This window comes from Mycolicibacter virginiensis, assembly GCF_022374935.2.
In the GTDB taxonomy this organism is placed as follows: Bacteria; Actinomycetota; Actinomycetes; order Mycobacteriales; family Mycobacteriaceae; genus Mycobacterium; species Mycobacterium virginiense.
The window spans coordinates 4,433,169-4,454,176 of the sequence record NZ_CP092430.2 but is presented as its reverse complement, the minus strand read 5'-3'; the positions used below and the strand labels follow the sequence as shown (position 1 = coordinate 4,454,176).

17 protein-coding genes, 1 tRNA gene and 1 pseudogene are annotated in these 21,008 nt (G+C 69.2%); 14 read left to right on the top strand and 5 right to left on the bottom strand.

Features of this window, described 5'->3' with window-relative positions; genetic code table 11:
• Positions 1-7: 7 nt before the first annotated feature.
• Positions 8-1,978 (bottom strand): acetate--CoA ligase, encoded by a 1,971-nt coding sequence (gene acs / locus MJO54_RS21500; RefSeq protein WP_234821539.1) that lies wholly within the window; start codon positions 1,976-1,978, stop codon positions 8-10.
• Between the two features lie 22 nt (positions 1,979-2,000).
• Between acs and MJO54_RS21495 the strand changes: the two genes are divergently transcribed.
• Positions 2,001-2,747, top strand: coding sequence for an oxidoreductase (locus MJO54_RS21495; RefSeq protein ID WP_046284850.1), 747 nt, complete (start codon positions 2,001-2,003; stop codon positions 2,745-2,747).
• A gap of 436 nt (positions 2,748-3,183) precedes the next feature.
• Here the strand turns inward: MJO54_RS21495 and MJO54_RS21490 are convergent, their stop codons facing one another.
• Positions 3,184-4,050, bottom strand: a complete 867-nt coding sequence (locus tag MJO54_RS21490) for an HAD-IB family hydrolase (RefSeq protein ID WP_046284857.1) — start codon at positions 4,048-4,050, stop codon at positions 3,184-3,186.
• A 427-nt stretch (positions 4,051-4,477) separates the two neighbouring features.
• On the opposite strand from MJO54_RS21490, the gene ssd reads away from it, so the two are divergent.
• From ssd to MJO54_RS21455, 7 genes are all read left to right on the top strand, one after another.
• Positions 4,478-5,560, top strand: coding sequence for a septum site-determining protein Ssd (gene ssd / locus MJO54_RS21485; protein WP_105294912.1), 1,083 nt, complete (start codon positions 4,478-4,480; stop codon positions 5,558-5,560).
• Positions 5,557-6,741, top strand: a complete 1,185-nt coding sequence (locus tag MJO54_RS21480) for a TadA family conjugal transfer-associated ATPase (RefSeq protein WP_105294913.1) — start codon at positions 5,557-5,559, stop codon at positions 6,739-6,741. Before ssd ends, MJO54_RS21480 begins: the two co-directional genes overlap by 4 nt.
• Complete coding sequence (locus MJO54_RS21475; RefSeq protein ID WP_105294914.1) at positions 6,738-7,550, top strand: type II secretion system F family protein; 813 nt, start codon at positions 6,738-6,740, stop codon at positions 7,548-7,550. Before MJO54_RS21480 ends, MJO54_RS21475 begins: the two co-directional genes overlap by 4 nt.
• Complete coding sequence (locus MJO54_RS21470; protein WP_174549753.1) at positions 7,547-8,137, top strand: type II secretion system F family protein; 591 nt, start codon at positions 7,547-7,549, stop codon at positions 8,135-8,137. The genes MJO54_RS21475 and MJO54_RS21470 overlap by 4 nt, the downstream gene beginning before the upstream one ends.
• Positions 8,138-8,232: 95 nt before the next feature.
• Positions 8,233-8,424 carry a DUF4244 domain-containing protein gene (locus MJO54_RS21465; protein ID WP_024441735.1) on the top strand — a complete coding sequence of 64 codons (192 nt, stop codon included), beginning with the start codon at positions 8,233-8,235 and terminating at the stop codon, positions 8,422-8,424.
• A 3-nt stretch (positions 8,425-8,427) separates the two neighbouring features.
• Positions 8,428-8,778, top strand: coding sequence for a TadE family type IV pilus minor pilin (locus MJO54_RS21460; protein ID WP_240175427.1), 351 nt, complete (start codon positions 8,428-8,430; stop codon positions 8,776-8,778).
• A 16-nt stretch (positions 8,779-8,794) separates the two neighbouring features.
• Positions 8,795-9,106 (top strand): Rv3654c family TadE-like protein, encoded by a 312-nt coding sequence (locus MJO54_RS21455; protein WP_065152722.1) that lies wholly within the window; start codon positions 8,795-8,797, stop codon positions 9,104-9,106.
• Here the strand turns inward: MJO54_RS21455 and MJO54_RS21450 are convergent.
• On the bottom strand, positions 9,103-10,140 hold the full coding sequence (locus MJO54_RS21450) for a PAS domain-containing protein (protein ID WP_064888656.1): 1,038 nt from the start codon (positions 10,138-10,140) through the stop codon (positions 9,103-9,105). The two genes, MJO54_RS21455 and MJO54_RS21450, sit on opposite strands and share 4 nt — an antisense overlap.
• A 297-nt stretch (positions 10,141-10,437) precedes the next feature.
• On the bottom strand, positions 10,438-12,801 hold the full coding sequence (locus tag MJO54_RS21445) for a DNA 3'-5' helicase SftH (protein WP_105295218.1): 2,364 nt from the start codon (positions 12,799-12,801) through the stop codon (positions 10,438-10,440).
• A 369-nt stretch (positions 12,802-13,170) separates the two neighbouring features.
• Here MJO54_RS21445 and MJO54_RS21440 point away from each other — a divergent pair, with 369 nt between their 5' ends.
• The 3 genes from MJO54_RS21440 (at position 13,171) to topA (ending at position 17,045) form a co-directional block, all read left to right on the top strand.
• A complete protein-coding gene (locus MJO54_RS21440; protein WP_005138711.1) occupies positions 13,171-13,374 on the top strand; it encodes a cold-shock protein in 204 nt (67 codons plus the stop codon).
• Positions 13,375-13,500: 126 nt separating this feature from the next.
• A complete protein-coding gene (locus MJO54_RS21435; protein WP_105295219.1) occupies positions 13,501-14,112 on the top strand; it encodes a hypothetical protein in 612 nt (203 codons plus the stop codon).
• Between the two features lie 116 nt (positions 14,113-14,228).
• Positions 14,229-17,045 (top strand): type I DNA topoisomerase, encoded by a 2,817-nt coding sequence (gene topA, locus MJO54_RS21430; RefSeq protein ID WP_064888683.1) that lies wholly within the window; start codon positions 14,229-14,231, stop codon positions 17,043-17,045.
• A 1-nt stretch (position 17,046) separates the two neighbouring features.
• On the opposite strand, the gene MJO54_RS21425 is transcribed toward topA, so the two are convergent.
• Positions 17,047-18,678 (bottom strand): adenylate/guanylate cyclase domain-containing protein, encoded by a 1,632-nt coding sequence (locus MJO54_RS21425; RefSeq protein WP_165797911.1) that lies wholly within the window; start codon positions 18,676-18,678, stop codon positions 17,047-17,049.
• Positions 18,679-18,747: 69 nt separating this feature from the next.
• Between MJO54_RS21425 and MJO54_RS21420 the strand changes: the two genes are divergently transcribed.
• From MJO54_RS21420 to MJO54_RS21410, 3 genes and pseudogenes are all read left to right on the top strand, one after another.
• Positions 18,748-19,974, top strand: a complete 1,227-nt coding sequence (locus MJO54_RS21420) for a DNA polymerase III subunit delta' (protein WP_192830658.1) — start codon at positions 18,748-18,750, stop codon at positions 19,972-19,974.
• 29 nt (positions 19,975-20,003) lie between these two features.
• Positions 20,004-20,079, top strand: a tRNA-Thr gene (locus MJO54_RS21415).
• Positions 20,080-20,241: 162 nt separating this feature from the next.
• Positions 20,242-21,003 (top strand): annotated as a pseudogene (locus MJO54_RS21410) (class I SAM-dependent methyltransferase); the annotation flags it as partial.
• Positions 21,004-21,008 lie beyond the last annotated feature (5 nt).

The following is a 21,008-nucleotide window of genomic DNA, read 5'->3' as shown; positions in this document are numbered from 1 at the left end:
CATTGGCTCAGTCGGCCGCTCGGATCGCATCGAACACGCTGGGGTCCACCAGGGTTGAGGTGTCGCCGAGTTCGCGGCCGTCGGCGATATCGCGCAGCAGTCGCCGCATGATCTTGCCGCTGCGGGTCTTGGGCAGCTCCGGGACGATATGGACGTTGCGGGGCTTGGCGATCGGCGAGATCTCTACGGTGACACGCTCACGCAGTTCGTCGACGATCGTGCCGCCCACGTGAGTGTGCGATGCCGCCAGCACCACGAACGCGCAGATCCGTTGGCCGGTCTGCTCATCGACGGCGCCGACGACGGCGGCCTCGGCCACCGCTTCGTGACCGACCAGCGCGGACTCCACCTCAGCGGTGGAGATGCGGTGCCCGGACACGTTCATCACGTCATCGATCCGGCCCAGCACCCAGATGTCGCCGTCGGCGTCGTAGCGGGCGCCGTCACCGGCGAAGTACCAACCCTGCTCAGCAAAGCGCGACCAGTAGGTCTCGATGAAACGCTCCGAGTCGCCCCAGATTCCGCGGGTCATCGACGGCCACGGCTGATCGATCACCAGGTAACCCGAAACCGGTTCCCCGGCTGCGTCATCCGGCGACAACAGATCACCGTGATCGTCGACGATGCGAGCGGAGATCCCGGGCAGCGGGGTCATCGCGGCACCCGGCTTGGCTGCGGCCACACCGGGTAGCGGGGTGATCATCGCCGCGCCGGTCTCGGTCTGCCACCAGGTGTCGACCACCGGGAGCGCGTCCGCGCCGATCACCCGCCGGTACCAGCGCCAGGCCTCCGGGTTGATCGGTTCGCCGACCGAACCCAACAGCCGCAGACTGGACAGGTCGTGAGCGTCAGGGACCTCGTGGCCCCACTTCATGAACGTACGGATCAAGGTGGGTGCGGTGTAATAGATTGTCACACCATACTTTTCGATGATCTGGAAGTGTCGGTGCTGGTCGGGGAAGTCCGGAGTGCCCTCGTAGATCACCTCGGTGGCGCCGTTGGCCAGCGGCCCGTAGACCGCGTAGGTGTGGCCGGTGACCCACCCGACATCGGCGGTGCACCAGAAGACGTCGGAGGCAGCCTTGAGGTCGAAGACGTAGTGGTGGGTGTAGGCCGCCTGCGTCAGGTAGCCGCCGCTGGTGTGCACGATGCCCTTCGGCTTGCCCGTGGTCCCCGACGTGTACAGCAGGAACAGTGGCTGCTCGGCTTCGAACGCCTCCGGGGTGTGCTCTGGTGCGGCCGGATCCACCACGTCGTGCCACCACAGGTCGCGGTCGGGGTTCCAGGACACCTCCCCGCCGGTGCGGCGCACCACAAGCACATGCTCGACGCTCGGAGCATCCGCGACCGCCTCGTCGACCGCGGGCTTGAGCGGTGCCGGCTGGCCGCGGCGGAACTGCCCGTCGGAGGTGATGACCACCTTCGCCTCGGCATCGTCGATCCGAGAGCGCAGCGCGTGCGCGGAGAAACCGGCGAACACCACGGTGTGCAGGACGCCCAACCGCGCGCACGCCAGCATCGCGATGACCGCCTCGGGGATCATCGGCAGGTAGATCGCCACCCGGTCACCGGCGACCAGGCCGAGCCCGGTCAGCGCATTGGCGGCCCGGGAGACCTCGGCGAGCAGGTCCGCGTAGGTGATGGTGCGGGCATCGCCGTCGGGCTCGCCCTCCCAGTGGATCGCCACCCGGTCGCCGTGGCCGGCTTCGACGTGGCGGTCCACGCAGTTGTAGGCGATGTTGAGCCTGCCGTCGGCGAACCAGCGCGCGAACGGGGCGCCCGAGTAGTCGAGCACCTCGGTGAAGGGCGTTGCCCAGCTCAACCGGTTGGCCTGCTCGGCCCAGAACGCGAGCCGATCGGATTCGGCTGCGCGGTACAACTCGGGACCCGCGTTGGCCTGGGCGACGAACTCGGCGGCAGGCGGGTACGACGGCGCTGAAGCGGCAGGTGTTGCGGTCACGGTCAGGAGCCTAATCATCTCGGCGGTAGTGTCACAGCCCGTGACCACCGCGGAGGACCCACTCGCCCCGTTAGCTGCGCTGCCCGGTGTCTCCGAGGCCAGTGAGCAGGTACGCGACGAGCTGGCCCGGGTGCATCGGCATAAGACCAACATGCGGGGCTGGCCGGTCAGTGCCGCGGAGGCGTCCCTGCGGGCAGCGCGGGCGTCCTCGGTGCTCGATGGGGGTCCCGCGGCCGTGGACGCCGAATCGACCTCGGATCCGGTGTTCGCCGGGGCCCTGCGGGTGGCCCAGGCTCTGGAAGGCGGGGAGACCACCCTGGTCGAGGTGTGGCGGCGTGCGCCGCTGCAGGCCTTGGCCCGGCTGCACGTGTTGGCCGCCGCGGACCTCGTCGACGAGGAGCGCCTGGGCCGGCCCGAAGGCGGCGCGGCGGTCGGGCGCCGGCTGGAGATGCTGGCCGACCTGGCGACCGGCGGCACGTCGGTGGCCGCGCCGGTGTTCGCCGCGGTGGTGCACGGTGAACTGCTGACGCTCGCGCCGTTCGGCAGCGCCGACGGCGTGGTAGCCCGCGGCGCGGCCCGGCTGGTCACCATCGCCAGCGGATTGGACCGTCACGGGCTGGGCGTGCCCGAGGTGACCTGGATGCGCAACGCGCGCGACTACCGGCGGGCGGCGGCGGGCTTCGCGACCGGCTCAGCCGAGGGTGTCAGTGCCTGGCTGCTGCTGTGTTGCGGCGCGATGCGCACCGGAGCGCTCGATGCGCTGGGGATTGCTGAGGCGGGTCGCTAGGCGCTGATTCGGGCCACTTGAAGAGGTCCTGGAACGAACGAAGCGGGCGGCGTTCCGAATGATTCGGATCGCCGCCCGCTAGCACGGTACACGGTTACCAAGCGTCCAACTTGGGCTGCGTGGGTGGCCTCGGCGCTCCTGCGGTGTTCTTCGGCTGCAACCCCACCCAAAGGGTTGGCAACACCGATCACGTTCCGCAATTACGCAGGCCCGCAACACTTCTGCCATCTTCGCGGCTGTGGCTCCGCGTGGGTACCGCTCTCCGTACTGGGAAGTGCGGTTCGGGAGGTCGATCCTTCTCTTCCGGGTCGACCCTGGCCTTACCGGCTTCCGTGCTTCCTTTGTACTACGTGACGCACGACACAGCAAGGGTCAAACGCATCCGGCGTGTGTCGCGTCACCGGATTGTGATCAGCGATGTTTGCTGGAGACCGGATCAAGGCACCAGTCGGCGCAGCAGAGAGTAGGTAAGCGCGCCGGCGGCCAGTGCGCTGACGCCGACCGCGGCAGTGGTGGCCAGCGCGGCGCCGGAGGGCGCGGGGATGCGGTCGCGCAGCGACACCGGTCGCGAGAAGGTCAGCACCGGCCAGCCGTTGGCGATCGCCTCTTTGCGCAGCGCGCGGTCGGGGTTCACCGCCGACGGATGCCCGACCACCTGCAGCATCGGCAGGTCGGTGATCGAGTCCGAGTAGGCATAACAGTGCTCCAGCGGGTAGCCCTCGCGGGCGGCCAGCTCGCGGATGGCCTGCACTTTGCCTTCGCCGTAGCAGTAGAACGCGATCTCGCCGGTGTACTTGCCGTCGGCGACGACCATGCGGGTCGCCATGGCGTGGGTTGCGCCCAGCGCCCGGGCGATGGGCGCCACGATCTCCTCGCCGGAGGCCGAGACCACCACCACGTCGCGGCCGCACAGTTTGTGATCGGCGATCAGCTCGGCGGCCTCGGCGAAGATCAGTGGGGTGACGATGTCGTGCATCGTCTCGTTGACGATCGCCTTGACCTGTTCCACGTTCCAGCCGGTGCACATGTTGGTCAGGTGGGCGCGCATCCGCTCCATCTGATCGTGGTCGGCACCGGACAGCAGCATCAGGAATTGCGCATAACTGGACTTGAGCACGGTGCGACGGTTGATCAGTCCCTGATCCATAAAGGGTTTGCTGAAGGCCAGCGCGCTGGACTTCGCAATGACCGTCTGATCGAGGTCCAAGAAGGCTGCTGTACGGGTTCGAGGTGCCGTAAAAGGTGCCGCAGGATCGGCCGGTGACGTAGGCGCTGAGTGCGGCTGCGGGGTGGATGCGGTCACCGCCACAGCATAGGTGCGAGAGGTCTGCTAACCCCGTGCTACGGAAGAAAGAGCACTTCACACGTAGTGCGAGATTTAGGCCGCCATTTGATAGCAACACTTGCAAACACTTGCGCCGGACCGCCCTGTCGTGTGTATAGTGGCATTACTCGGCTTATGCTGAGGGTGTATCGGCCCGACCCCCCGGGGTTGATACGCGACGACCTCCGCCTCCTCCCCCCCTGGCGGGGGTCGTCTTTTTTAACCGGTAATAAGTTCGCCGGAGAGCCCTCACGCTGACTGGAACGTGTTACAGATCCGGCTTTTCATACGATTAGTTTGGTTTAATCGGTAATCCATAACTTCGAGTTATCCACAGTCCGAAATTTCATCCACACTCGCCGGGATCCGGGTGCCGTGATGGGGGTCGCCGCGCCACAGTGAGGCGGTGAACACAGCCACCGGCCTGTTGGCCCTCGTCACCCAACCGGTGCTGCGTGACGAACTGGACCGGGTGGCCGCGGCGGCGGGTACACGCGTCATTCACCTCGGTGCCGAGACGCCCAACCGCAGGGCCTGGTCGGCTGCCGCGGCCGTGGTGCTCGACGAGGAGGCTGCCGCGCGGTGCGGCCCGGCCCGGTTACCGCGCCGCCCCCACGTCGTCGTGCTCACCGGCGGCCAGCCCACCACCCACACCTGGCAAGCCGGCATAGCCGTCGGGGCGCAACGGGTGCTGGCCCTGCCCGCCGAAGGCAACGAGCTGGTGGCCGAGCTGGCCGAGGCGGGCGAAACGGTGCGTGATGGCGCACGCCGCGGCGACGTCATCGCGGTGATCGGCGCGCGTGGGGGAGCGGGCGCATCGGTGCTGGCGACGGCGCTGGCCCAGCGCGCAGGTGATGCGCTGCTGGTCGACCTCGACGCTTGGGGTGGGGGCATCGATCTGCTGGTGGGCACCGAGAACGCGTCCGGCCTCCGCTGGTGCGACCTGGCCCAGCGCAGCGGGCGGCTGACCTGGCCGGCACTGCGCGAAGCGCTGCCCCGTCAGCGTGGGGTGAGTGTGCTGTCCGGCGCTAGCCGGGGCGACGCGGCCTACGAGGCCACTGGCGTCGACGCCGGTACCGTCGACGCCATCGTGGATGCGGGCCGTCGCGGCGGGGTCACCGTGGTCTGCGACCTTCCCCGGGCGTTGGCCGATTCGGCCGAAACCGCGCTGAACGTAGCCGATCTCGTGGTGGTGGTCAGCTCCTGCGACATACGGTCCTGCGCGGCCGCCGCCGCGATCGCACCACGGCTGCGCGCGGTGAATCCCCAGGTCGGCTTGGTGGTGCGCGGACCGGCTCCCGGCGGCCTCCGGGCCGCGGAGGTGGCAGAGATCGTCGGGTTGCCGCTGCTGGCCGCATTGCGGGCCGAACCCCGACTGGCCGAGCGTCTCGAACACTCGGGTCTGCGATTGCCCCGCCGCTCTGCGCTGGCGGCGGCGGCCGGTCGGGTCCTTGAACTGTTGCCGCAGCGGAAAGCCCTGGCCACATGAGGGATTCGCTGATCGACCGGGTCCGGGAACGCCTGGCATCAGAGTCCGGAGGCTCCTCGGAGCTGCGCCCCCAGGCGGTGGCCGCAGCGATCCGGGCTGAATCCGGTGGTGTGCTTGGCGATACCGAAATGCTTTCCAGCCTGCGGGTTCTGCAGACCGAACTGACCGGTGCCGGCGTGCTGGAACCACTGCTGTGCTCACCGGGCACCACTGACGTGCTGGTCACCGCCCCCGATGCGGTGTGGATAGACGACGGGGCGGGCTTGCGGCGCAGCGAGATTCGGTTCGCCGATGAAGCCGCGGTGCGACGGCTGGCCCAGCGGCTGGCGGTAGCTGCGGGTCGCCGGCTCGACGACGCCCAGCCCTGGGTCGACGGGCAGCTGCACGGCTTCAACGTCGGGGGCACCGGCGAGTTCACCGTACGACTGCACGCGATCCTGCCGCCGGTTGCCGCCGACGGGACGTGCCTGTCATTGCGGGTGCTGCGTCCGGCGACCCAAGACCTCGCCGCACTGACCGCCGCCGGCGCCATTGCGCCGCAGGCGGCCGCCCTGCTGTCCGACATCATCACCGCCCGGCTGGCGTTTCTGGTCTCCGGCGGTACGGGCGCCGGGAAGACAACCCTGCTGGCCGCTCTGCTCGGCGCGGTCAGCGAACGCGAGCGGGTGGTGTGCGTCGAGGACGCACCCGAGCTGCAGCCCCGCCACCCGCATCTGGTCCGGTTGGTGGCCCGCGCGGCCAACGTCGAAGGCGCCGGCGAGGTGGGCCTGCGCGAGCTGGTCCGGCAGGCGCTGCGGATGCGGCCGGATCGGTTGGTGGTCGGCGAAGTCCGGGGCGCCGAAGTGGTCGACCTGCTGGCCGCATTGAACACCGGCCACGATGGCGGTGCCGGAACCGTGCACGCCAACAATTCGGCCGAAGTCCCGGCCCGCCTGGAAGCACTTGCCGCACTGGGTGGTCTGGACCGCGCCGGCCTGCACAGCCAACTGGCGGCGGCCGTCCAGGTGCTGATGCACGTCGCGCGGGACCGCGACGGCGTCCGGCGGCTCACCGACATCTCGATACTGCGCCGCACCGCCGCCGGGTATGTGCAGGCCGCGCCGGTGTGGCAGTTCGGACGTGGACTGACCGACCACGTCGCCGAATTCCGCTCCCTACTACGCGATCGGATGTCCGCGTGAGCGGCCCCGCGGTCGCAACACTGGCGTTGGCCGCGGCGATGCTGCTCGGTTCTTCGCCACGCCGCCGCATCACGCCGGCCGGCCGCCCGCTCCGCGGTGCCGTGGCGGGGCGGGCCGGCCGATGGAGCTGCATCGGCGCGGTGTCCGGGGCCGCCGTACTGGTCGCGCTGGTCCTGCCGCGCAGCGCGTGGCTGGCCGGAGTCGTACTGGCAACCACCGTCGTCGTGCGACGTCGCCGTGGTCTGCGCCATCGTCGGGCCGTCGCGGAATCACACGCCCTGGAAACCGCACTGGATGCGTTGGCCGGTGAGCTGCGCGTCGGAGCGCATCCGGTGCGGGCGTTCGCTCTGGCGGCCGCCGAGTCCAACCACCCCGCGGTAGTAGCCGGCCTGGGCGGCGTCGCGGCTCGGGCGCGGCTGGGTGCCGATGTTGCGACCGGCCTGCGTGAGGCCGCCAGATCCTCGGCGCTGCCCTCGCAGTGGGCGCGGCTCGCTGCGTACTGGGAACTTGGGGGACAGCACGGCTTGGCGATTGCCACGCTGATGCAAGCCGCGCAACGCGATATCGCTGCCCGGCAAAGGTTCTCGGCGCGTGCCGAAGCCGGCATGGCCGGCGCCCGGGCCTCGGCGACGCTCTTGGCCTGCCTGCCGGTATTGGGTGTGCTGCTGGGGCAATTGATCGGAGCGCGGCCGATGGTCTTTCTGCTCGGCGGAACGGGCGGGCTGCTCTCGCTGATCGGGATAGGCCTGGTCTGCGCCGGACTGCTGTGGTCAGACCGGATCACCGCTCAGGCGAGCGGTGTCCTATGACCGCAGCCGCGATCTTGCTGGCTGTGGCGGTGCTCGCCGCAGCCGGACCGGCGACTGTGCGGGAGCGGGCCGGGCTACCTCGGCCAGAGCGTCCGGCGCTGCGGCGGGCAGCCCCGGGCTCCGATGCGCTGGCGCTGGCGGCCGACCTTGAGGTGTTCGCGCTCTGCCTGGCCGCGGGGATGTCTGTGTCGGGGGCGGCTACGGCCACCGCCCGCCACGCGCCGCCGGCACTCGCGGCGGCATTGCGCCGCGGCGCGGACCTGCTGGCGCTGGGCGCCGAACCGGGCATTGCCTGGTCAGCGCCGAACGGTCCGGCTGCGGCGGGGCTGGACCCGACAACCACCGCGGTGCTGCGCCTGGCCCGAAGGTCGGGGTCATCTGGTACCGCGCTGGCCATTGGGCTCGGTGAACTTGCCGCGCAGTGTCGCGACGAGGCGGCGCATTCGGCGACGGCCGCCGCAGAGCGGGCCGGGGTGTTGATCGCTGGGCCGCTCGGATTGTGCTTTCTGCCCGCATTCGTGTGCCTGGGCATCGTGCCGGTCGTGGCCGGGCTGGCCGGTGACGTGCTGCGGTCGGGCTTGCTGTGATCGGGCGGTGCGTCGCGGACCGGCCGCGAGAAAACCGGAAGAAGGTTACCGATGAAGGAGGGTGTGTGAGTACTCGGGTATCTCAGGTGCGCAACATGTTTCGCGTCCTGTCGTTGAAGATGGTGCTGCTGGCATCCGATGACTCCGGGATGTCCACTGTCGAATACGCGATCGGGACGATTGCTGCCGCGGCGTTCGGCGCGATCCTCTACACCGTGGTCACCGGTGATTCGATCGTGTCGGCACTGAACCGCGTCATCGGGCGCGCGCTGAACACCAAGGTCTGAGCGGTGGTGCGCGGCCATGCACGATTTGTCGACGATTCCGGAGCCAGCACGGTCGAGGCGGCATTCGCGCTGGCGGCCCTGGTCTCGGTGCTGGTGCTCTGTCTGGCCGGGATCACCGCGGTGTCCGCCCAGATCCGCTGCGTCGATGCCGCGCGGGAAGCCGCCCGGCTGGCCGCACGCGGAGACGCCGCCGCGGTCACCGCGGTGGTGGGACAGATCGCACCGGACGGCGCGGCGGTGCGGCTGCGCTCCGAAGGCGACGTGGTGGTTGCCCGTGTCACCGCTCGGCCGGTTCTGTTGCCCGGCATGGCGATCACCGCCGAAGCGGTCTCGGCGCTCGAGCCGTCGCGGTGAGGCCGGCGGGGCCACCGTGGCCGCGGCCGCGATGGTGGTGGTGCTGTTGAGCGTCACCGGCGGCGGCTTTGTGCTCGGTGCCGCGGTCATCGCGCGACACCGCGCCCAGGCCATCGCCGACCTGGCGGCCCTGGCCGGTGCGGGCCGGGTTCCGGCCGGGCCCGCCGGCGCCTGCGCGCAAGCCAGGATGGTGGGATCGCGGATGCACGCCGGCGAAATCAGCTGCACGGTCGACGGACTCGATGTGGTGATCACCGCCGCGATGCCGGTGCCCGGCTGGCGACTTGGCCCCGCCCGCGCGACGGCTCGCGCCGGGCCTGTCGGCTAGGGAGCTTCGACGGTGGCGCTCAGCCCAGCGTCCGCGAGTTCGGCCTCGGTGGGCAAGCGCAGCGCAATCAGCCCGGCCACGGTGCCCTCGTCGAGTTCCACCCGGTTCACCGTCACGTGGACCGGAGCCCAGCTGCCGTCCATCTGGCGCAGCCGCAGCACCCCGCTCGCCGGTGCCTGGGAGCGGGACAGGACGGTTTCCATCCGGGCGATCTGCACCTGGTCGTCGGGATGGACCCGGGAAACATCCGCCGGGCTGCGCCAGTCGTAAAACGGGCACGGCTCATCCAGCCACTTCAGCAGCCGCCGGTTGGCCAGATCGACCATGGCCCGGTGCACGCCCGGCTGGGCCAGCGCGTGCAGGATCTGCTGCGCCAGAAAGTCGGGGCGCTGCACCGCGCCGTCGAACTGGCCACGCCAGTTCATCCCCCGGGTCACCAGATGCTCCCGGCCGTCGGCAACGACCTCGCGGGCCGTGCGGACCACGAAGCCCACCCGAATGGTCTCCCCGTTGAAATCGGTGACATCCCAACTGCTGCAGATGGTCTGTCCAGGTTCGGCACGGATCGCCAGGGCCAGCACCTTGTTCTCGTTGGGGCTGAACTCGCGGGTGGGCAGCTCTTCGACGAACGCGCGGCCATGAGTGGCCTCCACCTCCGGGTCCTTGCCGCTGTTGGCCAGCGACTCCCTGGTGTCGGTGGCCACGCCCAGTGTCAGGTCCCACTTCAACGGGCCCGGGACGGGGCGCTCGGGTGGCTCCGTGTCGGCCGGCCCGGTCCAGACGTGCACGCCGTGCACCCGGCCATCGGACATCACCACCGGTTCGGTGCGGATAACCCGATCTCGGCGCGGAGTGATGCTGGCCAGGCTCTCCCCGGTCCGCACCGATTCGGCGATCGCGGTCTGAATCGCTGCCAGGTGTGGGCTGCGTCGCAGGAACTGAGTGAGCGACACGAGGTTCTTCAGCTGGCGGCCCTGCGCGACGACTACCGGTTCACCCCCGAGGGTCTCTACCAGCAACCAGTCGTGCGCCATAGTTCGGGATTTTACGACTATCATCCTTTCTACCTGCCCCAACAGTGAAATATCTCCCGGATTTGAGGCAGGTTTTCCACGGTCCGCGCGTTTGCCAAGTTGCGGAAGATCCGGTGCAGCCGGTAACTTACGGCCGCATCCGGTCATGTACCGGTTTGGGAACGGATCGCATCTCTCGACCGTTCGTCTTACTGTCCCGCGTGTCCTTTCGCGTGGTGACGCCCGTCACTGCGATGCAGCTGACGGGGTAAGGGCTCGGGGGAGTCGGCCGTTCGGGGGGTCGGCCGACTCCCGCAGTCATCCAGAGCCCGTGTGCGAGCTGTCGAGGTTGCCGAGCACCAGCCGCAGCACTCGCACCGCACCTTCCTTATCCAACGGGTCATTGCCGTTACCGCACTTGGGTGATTGCACACACGACGGACAGCCGTGCGGACACTCGCAGGATTCGATCGCCTCCGCGGTGGCGGTGAGCCAGGTGGCCGCCGCGCGGAATCCCCGCTCGGCGAAGCCGGCACCCCCGGGGTGACCGTCGTAGACGAAGACACTCGGCAGGCTCCCCAGCGCTTCCGGACCCACGGCGGTGGACAGGCCGCCGATGTCGCCGCGATCGCAGCTGGCCACCAGTGGCAGCAGCCCGATCGCCGCATGCTCGGCGGCATGTAACGCACCCGGGATGGCACGTTCGGCGACTCCGCAGGCGGTCAGCGCGTCGGCAGCGATGGTGTAGACCACCGCCATAGTCGGCAACGTCGCCGGTGGCACGTCCAGGTCGATGAAATCCAGCACCTCCCCGGTCGGCAGCCGTCGCAGATAGCCGACGATCTGGCGGGTCACCGTCACCGGCACCAGGCCGAGACTGACCGGGCCGAACCAGGCGCGTTCGCCTTCCCCCGTCACGTCGATGTCGGTGATCTCGCGTGCGAATGTGGCGTAGCCGGGATCCTCGGCATGCACGAACGCGATCTGACGCTCGATATCCAGCGAATCGACCAGATAACTCTCGCCCTGATGCAAATACACCGCGCCGGTGTGCACCGTGGCCGGCGCTCGCCCGGCATCGACGCTGCCGAGCAGTCGCCCGGTGTCGGCTTCCACGATCACCACCTGCCCACCGGCCGACCCGCGGATCTCCACCGTCGCGTGCGGGTCGAGCCCAGGCACCGGGAAGTACCGGTCAGAGCGCCGCCGCAACAATCCGTCGTCGACCAGGCTGTCGGCCAGCTGCGCGGCACCCAGCTGCGCCACTTCGGCGACGGTCAGCGGCAGTTCGACGGCCGCACACAGCAGCTGCGGCCCCAGGACATAGGGGTTGGCCGGATCGATCACCACCTGCTCGATCGGCTTGTCCAGCAGCGCCGCGGGGTGATGCACCAGATAGGTGTCCAACGGGTCGTCGCGAGCGACCAGCACGATCAGCGCCGTCTGGCCCCGCCGACCCGATCGGCCGGCCTGCTGCCAGAACGAGGTCACCGTGCCGGGGAAGCCGGCCATCACCACCGCATCCAACCCGGCGATATCGACCCCCAGTTCCAGGGCGTTGGTAGTCGCCAGGCCGTAGAGCTCGCCGTCGGCCAGCGCGCGCTCCAAGGCACGGCGATCCTCAGCCAGATAACCGGCCCGGTAGGAGGCGACCTTGTCGACCAGGGTCGGGGCGACCGATTCCAGCCGGGTGCGGGCCGCCAGCGCGGTGAGTTCCGCGCCTCGACGCGAGCGCACGAAGGTCAGCGTGCGTGCCCCCTCGGCGATCAGGTCGGCCATCACCCGGGCCGCCTCGGTGCCGGCGGCGCGACGCACCGGCGCGCCGTTCTCACCCGTCATATCGGTGCGTAGTGCCGGCTCCCACAGGGCCACCGTCCGGGCCCCGTGCGGCGAACCGTCCTCGGTGACCTCGGCGACGGGCTGTCCGATCAGCGCCGACGCGCTGGCGCCCGGTGACGCGGTGGTGGCGCTGGCGAAGATCACGGTGGGCCCGGCAGCCGCCCCCGGCGCCGCATAGCGCTCGCACAACCGCAGCAGCCGTCGCAGCACCATCGCCACGTGCGAGCCGAAGATCCCCCGGTAGTAGTGGCATTCGTCGACGATCACGAAGCGCAGCCCACGCAGGAAGGCCGCCCAGCGGGCATGGTTGCGCAGCAGTGACAGATGAATCATGTCCGGGTTGGAGAACACCCAGCGGGACCGTTCCCGGGCGAACCGGCGGATCTCGGCGGCGCTGTCGCCGTCGTAGGCGGTGGGTGCCACGGCTCCGGCCGCGCCACCCAGCCGGGGCACCGCCGCGGACAGGCTGTACGCCGCGCGCAGCTGATCGTGCCCCAGCGCCTTCGTCGGCGACAGATAGAGCACCCGGGCACGCGGGTCGGTCGCCAGTGCTTGCAGCACGGGCAGTTGATAGGCCAGCGATTTCCCTGACGCCGTGCCGGTGCTGATCACTACGTGACGGCCGGCGTGCGCCAATTCGGCGGCGGCCACCTGATGCGACCACGGCACCTCGATCCCGCGCCCGGTGAACGCGCTGATCACATCGGGCTCGGCCCAGTCCGGCCAGGCTCCGGAGTGGCCCGCCGACGCCGGCAGATCGGCCACGTGACACAGCGGATCTTCACCGGTTTCGACCCCGGCGAGCGCGGCGGCCAGTAATTCACCGCCGAAATTCGCCGTCATTGGTCCCTTCCTCAATTGCCTGCTTTATGCGGCGGTCCCAGCTTCGCCTCTCTTACGTCGAGCCTCGCTGAACCGCCGGCCTCGAATGTCCGCCGCCGTATTGTTCACCCTTCGGCCGAGATTTCGGCACCGCAGTCTGTCCTCGGCGCGACGAACATGGTTGACTGATGGGCGGTCGTAGCTTCTGTGTTCGTGTTAAGCCTTCGCAGGATCTGTGGTTGCGGCCGCAGTGCCCGCGGGGGAGTTCGGTGGCAGCACCGACCGACCGCCAGGGTACGGCGGTCGGAACAGGCCCGGGGCAGCGAAAATCGGTGCCCCGAACAACGGTGCGCACCGCACCGGGCAAGAAGAGTAAGGAAAGATCGACAAATGCCACAGGGAACTGTGAAGTGGTTCAACGCAGAAAAGGGCTTCGGCTTCATCGCGCCTGAAGACGGGTCGGCGGACGTGTTTGTCCACTACACGGAGATCCAAGGGTCCGGCTTTCGCACCCTCGAGGAAAACCAGCGGGTGGAGTTCGAGGTCGGCCAGAGCCCCAAGGGCCCCCAGGCCACGGGCGTCCGCGCCGTCTAAGCAACGGAATTTGACGTCACCCCCCGGGCAGCTCCCACCAACGGAGCTAAGCCGGGGGGTTTCGTTTCGGGCGGGTAAGACCGCCCCGGATACCGCCGGACGGTGGACCGGCTTACTGTCGGTGACGTGAGCCAGCTTTCCTTCTTTTCGGCAGAGTCGGTGCCGCCCAGCGTTGCCGACCTCACCGGGGTGCTGGCTGGTCCGGGACAGATCGTCGTGGTGGGTGACGGCGCGCGGCTGTCGGTCGTGGTCGACGCCCCCTGGCGAGCTGTGGCACTGGCCGAGTTGATCGGCGAAGCCGGTCTGCTGTCCGAGGTCACTCGCACCGAGGAAGACACCCCGCTGGTGCGGACTGCGGTCGACGCGCGCCTGCGCGTGCTGGCCCAGGCCTGGACCCGCGGGGCGGTCAAAACGGTGCCGCCGCAATGGCTGCCGGGTCCGCGGGAACTGCGGGCGTGGACGCTGGCGGCCGGGGCCGCCGAGGACGACCGATACCTGCTCGGACTCGATCCGCACGCGCCGGACACCTACGAGCCACTGGCTTCGGCCATGATGCGGGTGGGTATCGCGCCCACGCTGATCGGGACCCGCGGCGGCCATCCGGCGTTGCGGATCACCGGCCGCCGCAGGTTATCGCGGCTGGTCGAGAACGTCGGGGAATCACCCGCGGATCCCGAAGCGTTGAGTCAATGGCCGCGTGTCGGAGCCGCGATCCCGGGCCATGCGGACGGACTTTGAGAGAATGCACTGCTGAACGCCGGTTTGCATCGGCATGGGCGTGAGTGCGAGATTGTCAGTTGTCCACCGGCGGCGTGACGCGGCGGTGCGGACAGAAGTGGAGTGGTAAGCGCAAGGTGGCTGACTCTAAGACGGTGAGCGCCCGCAATGGCGATAAAACACCCGTGCGGCGGCTCGTCATTGTCGAGTCGCCCACCAAGGCACGGAAAATTGCGGGCTATCTGGGCCGCGATTACGTCGTTGAGTCCTCCCGAGGGCATATCCGGGACCTGCCGCGCAACGCCGCCGACGTACCGGCGAAGTACAAGACCGAAGCGTGGGCGCGTCTGGGCGTCAACGTCGACGCCGACTTCGAACCGCTCTACATCGTCAGCCCCGACAAGAAGAGCACCGTTGCCGAGCTCAAGGACCTGCTCAAAGACGTCGACGAGCTCTATCTGGCCACCGATGGTGACCGGGAGGGCGAGGCGATCGCCTGGCACCTGCTGGAGACCCTGAAACCGCGCATCCCGGTCAAGCGGATGGTGTTCCACGAGATCACCGAGCCGGCGATCCGCAACGCCGCCGAAAATCCCCGTGACCTGGACATCGACCTGGTCGACGCGCAGGAGACCCGGCGCGTCCTGGACCGGTTGTACGGCTACGAGGTCAGCCCCGTGCTGTGGAAAAAGGTCGCGCCGAAGCTGTCGGCGGGCCGCGTCCAGTCGGTGGCCACCCGCATCATCGTGCAGCGCGAACGCGAGCGGATGGCGTTCCGCAGTGCCTCCTACTGGGACGTGGTCGCCCAACTGGACGCCAGCGTCTCCGACCCGACGGCTTCCCCGCCCAACTTCAGCGCCCGACTGGTCGCCGTCGACGAGCTGCGGGTGGCCAGCGGACGCGACTTCGACTCGCTGGGGGCACTGAAGAAGCCCGCCGAGGTCACGGTGCTCGACGAGGCCGCGGCCACTGCCCTGGCGGCTGGACTGCGCGGTGCGTCGCTGTCGGTGACCTCGGTGGAGGACAAGCCCTACACCCGTCGCCCCTACGCGCCCTTCATGACCTCGACGCTGCAGCAGGAAGCCGGTCGCAAGCTGCGGTTCTCGGCCGAGCGGACGATGAGCATCGCCCAGCGGCTCTACGAGAACGGCTACATCACCTATATGCGTACCGACTCGACGACTTTGTCGGCCAGCGCTATTGATGCCGCCCGCACGCAGGCTCGCCAGCTCTACGGCGAGGAATACGTCTCGCCGTCGCCGCGGCAGTACACCCGCAAGGTCAAGAACGCCCAGGAAGCCCACGAGGCGATCCGGCCGGCCGGCGAGACGTTCGCCACCCCCGACGCGGTGCGCAATGAGCTGGGCAGCGACGAGTTCCGGCTCTACGAGCTGATCTGGCAGCGCACCGTCGCCTCGCAGATGGCCGACGCCCGCGGCACCACGCTGAGCCTGCGGATCGGCGGGCAGTCCGGCTCTCAGCAGGTGACGTTCGCCGCCAGCGGCCGCACCATCACCTTCGCCGGCTTCCTCAAGGCCTACGTGGAGACCGTCGACGAGTTGGCCGGCGGTGAAGCCGACGACGCCGAGCGGCGGCTGCCGCAGCTGACCCAGGGCCAGCGGGTGGACGCCACCGAGCTGACCCCCGACGGCCACGCCACCAACCCACCCGCGCGCTACACCGAGGCCTCGCTGGTCAAGGCGCTCGAGGAGTTGGGCATCGGTCGGCCGTCGACGTACTCCTCGATCATCAAGACCATCCAGGACCGCGGCTACGTCTACAAAAAGGGCAGCGCGCTGGTCCCCACCTGGGTGGCCTTCGCGGTGATCGGGCTGCTTGAGCAGCACTTCGGCCGGCTGGTCGACTACGACTTCACCGCCGCCATGGAGGACGAGCTCGACGGGATCGCCGCCGGGCGCCAGCGCCGCGTCGACTGGCTGCACAACTTCTACTTCGGCGGCGACTACGGGGTCGAGGACTCGATCGCCCGCGCCGGGGGCCTGAAGAAGCTGGTCGGGGTCAACTTGGAGGGCATCGACGCCCGCGAGATCAACTCGATCCGGCTGTTCGACGACGCCGAAGGCAGGCCGGTCTATGTACGGGTGGGCAAGAACGGCCCCTACCTGGAGCGCATGGTCACCGGGGACGACGGCGAGCCGACCCCGCAGCGGGCAAACCTGGATGACTCGCTGCCACCGGACGAGCTGACCCTGGCGCTGGCCGAGGAACGTTTCGCCACGCCGCAGGAGGGCCGGTCGCTCGGTGTGGACCCGGCCACCGGGCACGAGGTCGTCGCCAAGGACGGCCGCTACGGCCCGTACGTCACCGAAGTTCTGCCGCCCCCGCCGGACGACGAGTCCGGGGCGACCGCCAAGAAGGGCAAGAAGCCGACCGGCCCGAAGCCGCGTACCGGTTCACTGCTGCGCAGCATGAGCCTGGAAACCGTGACGCTCGACGATGCGCTGAAGCTGCTGTCGTTGCCGCGGGTGGTCGGCGTCGACCCGGAGTCCGGCGATGAGATCACCGCGCAGAACGGTCGCTACGGGCCATACCTGAAGCGGGGCACCGATTCTCGGTCGCTGGCCACCGAGGAGCAGATTTTCGAGATCTCCCTTGAGGAGGCGCTGAAGATCTACGCCGAGCCGAAGCGCCGTGGCCGCCAAGCGGCGGCGACTGCCGCGCTGCGGGAGCTGGGTGCTGACCCGGCGAGCGGCAAGCCGATGGTGATCAAGGACGGCCGATTCGGTCCGTACGTGACTGACGGTGAGACCAACGCCAGCCTGCGCAAGGGCGACGAGGTGGCCACCATCACCGATGAGCGTGCCGCCGAACTGCTCGCCGACCGGCGGGCTCGGGGGCCGGCCAAGAAGGCCGCCAAGAAGACGGCCCGCAAGGCACCCGCGAAAAAGGCGCCGGCGAAGAAGGCAGCCGCGAAGAAGGCTACAAAGAGCTGAGTCAGTCGGCTGCGGCCGCGGGCTCGGCGTCCTCGACGATCTCGGCCGGGATCGGTTCCAGCGCTGCGAGGTTCAGCGGCCGCGCCAGCTGAGTGGGAACGGCGCGCCCACGCAGCTCGACGATCTCGCCGACCTCCCAGCACAGCGCCTCGGCGTCGACCGCGCCGCTGACCGCCACCGCCGAAGCCAGCACGTGGCCGTCCTCCAACTTGGCCAGCTCGGTCAGCCGGGCAGCCTCGTTGACCGGGTCGCCGATCACGGTGTACTCGAAGCGGGCCCGGGCACCGATGTGGCCGGCGATGGCCCGCCCGGCCGACACCCCGATGCCGAACTCTTCGGAATCGAGCACCGGCAGCAGGCCGTCGTGCAGTTCGCGGGCCGCCGCCAAGGCCGCACTGGAGGCGTCCGGGTGCTCGATGGGCGCGCCGAAGATGGCCAGCGCCGCGTCACCCTGGAACTTGTTGACGAAACCGCCGTGGCGTCCGACGGCCTCGACCACGACCCGGAAGAACTCGTTGAGCAGGTTGACGACCTCGCTGGGCGGCCGGGTCGCGGCCAGCTGGGTGGAACCCACCAAATCGATGAAGAGCACCGCCACGTCGCGTTCCTGGCCACCCAGCTCGGTGCCACGCTCCAGGGCCCGCCGGGCCACGTCCTCGCCGACGTAGCGGCCGAACAGGTCACGCAGCCGCTGCCGCTCGGCCAGGTCACGCACCATGTCGTTGAACCCGGCCTGCAGCAGCCCGAGCTCACTGGCGTCGTAGATCTGCATGTGCGCGTTGTAGTTGCCGCGCTGCACCTCACCCAGCGCCCAGCGCAACTGGCGCAGCGGGTCGGCGATCGACATCGACACCAGCACGGTGCCGGCCAGCCCGATCACCAGGGCGGCCAGCGCCATCAGCAGGATCGGGGTGAACAGTTTGTCCGGTGAGGCGTTGAGCAACGATGCCTTGCCGGCCAACACCGACAGCACGATCGCCAGCACCGGCACCCCGGTCGACAGCAGCCAGGTCAGCAGCTGCCGAAGGATCACTCCCGGCGCCCGCAGCTTCTCCGGGGTCCCGTCCCGCAGGGCCGCGACGGCGACCGGCCGTAGCACCCGCTCGGACTGCAGATAACCGATGATCGCGGTGGCGGCGGCACCCAGGGCGGTGGCGGTGACCACCACCGGCACCACGTTGTGCACCACCTGCCAGCTGATGACGACGAACACCACCCCGCCGACCGTCCAGTAGCAGATGCTGACCAGGGAGCGGTAGAACGGCATCCGCAGCGCCCGGGACCGGGCCAGTTCGGTATCTGCCGGATCGGAGTCGGTGGCGTCCACATCGGCCAGCAGCGCCTCTCGGCGTTGCCAGCGGAAGACCGGCATCAGCAATGCGGTGCTGATCGAAAAGCCCAGCGCGAACAGGCACAGCAGCACCATGGCGAACAACGCCAGATTCAGGCGCGGCAGGTCCTGCAGATTGATGCGGTCTTCCTCGGGCAGGCCGAACCGCAGGAAACCGAAGACGAACAGCGACCCGATGATGTCGGCTTGCAGCATGCTCAGCGTGAAAACCGGCCAGGGAGTGCGCACGACCCAGCGGACGAATCGGTTGATCCGCCCGACCAGGGTCGTGGTGCTCACCAGCACACCGTATCGGTCGAGGCGACAAAGCCGGAGCCCGAATGTCCGGTCAAGCCACTACTGTGACCGATGATGTCCGGGGTTTTCGCGCGTTTGGTGGGCCAGCAGTCGGTCGAAGCCGAGCTGTTGGCTGCCGCGCGGGCAGCTCGGCGTGATGTAGCACACAGCGGTATGACCGCCGGCGGTATGTCACACGCGTGGTTGATCACCGGTCCGCCGGGATCGGGGCGGTCGATCGCGGCGGTGTGTTTCGCCGCGGCGCTGCAGTGCACCGCCGACGAGGCCGACGGCGGGCCGGGCTGCGGTCACTGCCGCGCCTGCATCACGACGATGGCCGGCACCCACGCCGACGTGCGGCGGGTGGTGCCGGAGGGACTGTCCATCGGCGTCGATGAGATGCGGGCCATCGTGCAGGCCGCCTCCCGGCGCCCCGGGACCGGCCGCTGGCAGATCGTGGTGGTCGAGGACGCCGACCGGCTCACCGAGGGCGCGGGCAACGCCCTGCTGAAGGTCGTCGAGGAGCCGCCGCCCTCGACGGTGTTCCTGTTGTGCGCCCCCTCGGTCGATCCCGAGGACATCGCGATCACGCTGCGGTCCCGCTGCCGCCACGTGGCGCTGGTGACGCCGCCGCCGGCGGCCATCGCCCAGGTGCTGATCGACGCCGACGGGCTCGACCGCGAGACGGCGGACTGGGCGGCCGCGGTCAGCGGTGGCCACGTGGGCCGGGCCCGGCGCCTGGCCACCGATTTCGAGGCCCGCCAGCGCCGCCAGCGGGCGCTGTCACTGGCGCGTGACGCGGCGACCCCGTCGCGGGCGTTCACCGCGGTCGACGAGTTGGTGGCCGCAGCAGAGTCCGAGGCGCGGGATCTGACCGCTGAACGCGCCGAGGCCGAGACCGAGGAGCTGCGCACCGCGCTGGGGGCCGGCGGGACCGGCAAGGGCACCGCCGGAACACTGCGCGGCACCGCCGGGGTGATCAAGGACCTGGAGCGCCGGCAGAAGTCCCGGCAGACCCGGGCCTCGCGTGACGCGCTGGATCGGGCCCTGATCGACCTGGCCACCTACTTCCGCGATGCCCTGCTGGTGGCCACTACGTCGGCCGGCGTCGCCCGGCCCAACCATCCGGACATGACCGATGCGGTGGCGGCCATCGCCGCCCACGCGTCGCCGGATCGGCTGTTGCGCTGCATCGAGGCGGTGCTCGAATGCCGCGACGCACTGGCGGCCAACGTCAAGCCCCGCTTCGCGGTCGGGGCCATGGTGGCCACCGTCGGGCAGGCCCTGCGAGACGACCTGTAGACTGACCCGGCCCGGTTTAGGCGGGGCGCGCCACCTTAGCTCAGTCGGTAGAGCAATTCACTCGTAATGAATAGGTCAGGAGTTCGATTCTCCTAGGTGGCTCCACAAGCTCGACCCCTCACGCTAATGACAATCATTGTCAATAACGTCGATGCGCGCTAGCCTGAGAGCCGCGCATCGCCGAGACCGCAACGGTCGCTGCCGGTGCCGCACCACACCGCGCCGACGAAGCGAGCAATCCCGTTGTCCACCAGCGCCAAACCCGAAGTCTCATCGCTCTTTCGCTACGTGGAGACCCTGCATGGCGATCGAGCGTGGGGCGCCATGCTGGATTCCGGTGCCGGGGTGAAGTCCCTGCAATGGATCCAGGCGCTGCCGACCGACCGTTGGACGGCGATCACTGCGGCGCCCGGCATGGCCGAGGCGGCTCGTGCGGCACTGGGCGATGGAATCCGGCCACAAGACCGGTTGCTGGTCGGCAACTGGATCGATGACAGCCTGCTCGCCGGCGAAACCTTCGACACCGTGCTCGTCGACTATCTCGTCGGCGCGATCGAGGGCTTTGCTCCGTACTGGCAGGACCAGGTGTTTGCACGATTGCGTCCGCTGGTCGCCGACAACGGCCGGCTCTATATCACTGGGCTGGAACCCTACGTTCAGTACCAGCCCGAGACCGACAGCGGCCGAATCATCTGGGAAATCGGGCGGGCCCGCGACGCGTGTCTGCTGCTGGCCGGGGAGCGGCCCTACCGTGAATATCCGCTCGAATGGATGCTGCGGCAGCTCGAACGGGCCGGGTTTGCGATCGTGGAGAGCCGACGCTTCCCGATCCGCTACGGACCCGGTCATGTCAACCGCCAGCTTGATATGTGCCGCGGGCGACTTCAACGTTTCGGGTCCGCGGCGCTCGGCAGCGGGATGCTCCAGTATGTCGAAGAGCTACGGCTTCGAGCGCTGCTCGTCCTCGCCCGCGACGGCGGTCTGCGGCACGGTCACGACTACGTGATCGCCGCGGAACCCTTGCGCTGAACTGT